This window comes from Victivallis sp., from assembly GCF_048170485.1.
GTDB lineage: Bacteria > Verrucomicrobiota > Lentisphaeria > Victivallales > Victivallaceae > Victivallis.
The window spans coordinates 1-2,857 of record NZ_DBEXAY010000235.1 but is presented as its reverse complement, the minus strand read 5'-3'; the positions used below and the strand labels follow the sequence as shown (position 1 = coordinate 2,857).

Sequence of the window (2,857 nt, the reverse complement as noted above, 5' to 3'; positions counted from 1 at the left end):
GCATATGGCAGGCAAGATTGCTTTTTCGGAAAAAGCAATCGAACAGATGAACCGCGGAACGCAGAGTCATGCGCTGACGAGTGTGAAAGCTCGCTGGACGTGGTTCCTGTTCGGTTCCATTTCCCTGTTTTTCTGCGCAATGATTTTCTGGGGATTTTACGGCAGTATGGTGGAGAGCGTCTCCGGAGTCGGGATTACCCTCCTGAACGGCGGACTCCATCCGATCACCGTCGGAGGGAACGGGAAGCTTTCCCATTTGAATATTCAGGCCGGAGCTGAGGTTACTTCCGAACAGATCATCGGGCAGATCTACAATCCCGAGATGTTGTTCAACGTCAGAAAACTGGAATCGGAATACAATCTCCTCCGCTCGGAAGTGGAGTTTCTGAGGCAGGGAACTGAGCGTCTGACCGCGCAGAAACTGGAGATGGACCGGGCAAAGAAAAAGCATCTGGAGCATCTGACCATTCAGCAGGAGCAGAGCAGGCAAAGAGCCGCGGAGATCGTCGACATCTATTCCCGCCTGACCAATGTGGGCGCCGCTTCCAAAGTTACTTACTATCAGACTCTGGATCAAATGGTGCAGACGGAGAGTTCTTTTCTTTCGACATTGTTTCAGTCCATGGAGACCGACATTTCCCAGCAGGACCAGATCTGGCAGCAGGAGCAGAAACTCCTGGAGCTGAAACAGCAGTTGGAACAGAAAAGACAGGATCTGGATCTTGCACGGAAACTCTATCGCGAGGCATACTGGATCACGCCGAATTTCGATGGTCAGGTACTCGAAGTCTTCAAAGAAGAAGGTGCGTACGTGCAGAACGGGGAAAAGATTGCACTGGTGGCATCCAGCCCCGATGAGGGAATGTATCTGGCGGCATTCGTTCCACCGGATCAAGGCAAGAAAATCCGGAATGGGATGAGTGCTTTTTTCTCGCCCGCCGCCGCTCCTGCCGCCGAATATGGTTACCTGAAATGCGTGGTCCGCGAGGTCAGCAACGTTCCGGTCAATGCGGAAACAATTCAAGCGGAACTGATGAATGCCTCCCTGACGCAGATGATTGCCGGGAAGTCCGCCGTCATCCGGGTTGTCCTTGAGATTCTGCCCGATCCGAAATCACCGAGCGGCTACCGCTGGACCAGCCGGAAGGGCTATCCCCATAAGATTGTCAATGGAATGCTGGGGGAGGTTATTATCAACACCTCCTACCGCGCTCCGGCCTCTTATGTGATCCCCTCCCTTCGGGAACTTCTGAACCGGAAACAAGTCCAAAAGGAATCGTCTGACGAATGAATTTATCTCGAATGATTCCCTCTTTTCTGCGTCCGGCAAGAAGGAAAACTCCGACGATGCTTCAAATGGAGGCGACGGAGTGCGGGGCCGCATCGCTGGGGATGATTCTGGCCTATTACGGACGGTATGAACCTCTTGAAAAACTCCGTGCGGAATGCGGTGTTTCGCGGAACGGGAGCAAAGCATCCCTGATCCTGAAAGCTGCCCGCAGATATCACCTCGAGGCAAAAGGCTACCGCGTTCTGACGGAACATCTCGATGAGTTGGAGAGCCCGTTGATCCTGTTCTGGAACTTCGAGCACTTCGTTGTCTACGAAGGGCATTCGCGGAACGGGAAATATTTTTATCTGAACGACCCCGCGACAGGCCCCCGCGTTGTGGACCGGGAACTTTTTGAAAAATCCTTTACCGGTGTGGCTCTGGAGTTCAGGAAAACGCCGGAATTCCGCAAGGGGGGAAAACCGTTAAGTGTATTCCGGGCAATGCTTCCGATGATTTCGGGGATGAAGAGCGTGATGGCCGCGGTGGTCTGGGGCGGACTTCTCCTTGTGATTCCGGGGATTACGGTTCCGGCGCTGATGCAGATTTTTGTGGATCAGATCCTGCTGGGGAAAAGCGAGTGGCTGGTGCCTGTCCTGCTGCTGTTTGTTTTGACGATTCTGCTGCAGACGGTGCTCAGCTGGCTGGTCTCTCTGGCTCTGCGGCGCGGAGAGCTTCAGCTCGCGGTCAACAAAACGATGGAGATGATGAACTTTCTGTTCCGTCTGCCGATGGGCTTTTTCCTCCAGCGTTCCAACGGAGATATTCAGACGCGGGTCAGTTTGAATTCCTCTGTCGCGAATGTCGCGTTCGGAAAATTTGCGGATAACATCGTCAAATTTTTTACGGCGCTGTTTTTCCTGATTCTGATGTTTCAGTTCAGCCCGCTGCTTTCTTTTGTTTCGCTCGGTTTTCTCCTGCTGGATCTTCTTTTCCTGTGGATCGTCAACAAACGCCGCCAGGTTTTGAATCAGAGTCTGCTGATGGTTCAGACCAGAATGCTCAGTTCCGTGATGTCGGGGGTGTCCATGATGGAGAACCTGCGCGCAGCCGGACGGGAGGATTCCGTGTTCCTGCAATGGACCGGGCAGCTTGCGGATCTGAACCGGAAACAGCTGGAATTTCAAGTTTCCGTCACCTATTTCAATTTGCTGCCCTCCTTTCTGAATGCGGTGGGCAACGTGCTGATTCTGTGTGTCGGGGCCTGGTTGATCATGAACGGAGACCTGACTTTGGGCGGCATGTTTGCGTTCCAGACACTGACCGCGAGCTTTACCGCCCCGTTTACGGCATTGATGATGTCGGGGGCGGAGCTTCAGACCATGAAAGCCGATGTGGAGCGCATCAACGATGTTTATAAGAACCTATCCCTAAATAACAGCAAGCTTTCGATAAATTATAACCGTTGCGGCAAGGTGTAGCAAAGCTTCATATGACGAGTTGCTCTTTTCATATCGAACGAGCAGTTTGCGAAATCTGTTGAACCACGAATGCGCAACCTCAACAATCCAGCGTCTTGCTTTACAA

Annotated in this window: 3 protein-coding genes; 2 read left to right on the top strand and 1 reads right to left on the bottom strand. The window is 52.6% G+C overall.

Annotated elements, in window-relative coordinates; all coding sequences use genetic code 11:
- Both ACMLHG_RS12245 and ACMLHG_RS12240 read left to right on the top strand, forming a co-directional pair.
- The coding region (locus ACMLHG_RS12245; RefSeq protein ID WP_417170665.1) for an NHLP bacteriocin system secretion protein at positions 1-1,291 on the top strand (1,291 nt) is incomplete at its 5' end.
- Between the two features lie 56 nt (positions 1,292-1,347).
- Entirely contained in the window at positions 1,348-2,751 is a 1,404-nt protein-coding gene (locus ACMLHG_RS12240; protein WP_417170664.1) for a cysteine peptidase family C39 domain-containing protein, read from the top strand.
- Here ACMLHG_RS12240 and ACMLHG_RS12235 read toward each other — a convergent pair.
- A partial coding sequence (locus ACMLHG_RS12235) for a transposase (RefSeq protein ID WP_417169577.1) occupies positions 2,701-2,857 on the bottom strand: 157 nt, incomplete at its 5' end. The genes ACMLHG_RS12240 and ACMLHG_RS12235 overlap by 51 nt on opposite strands.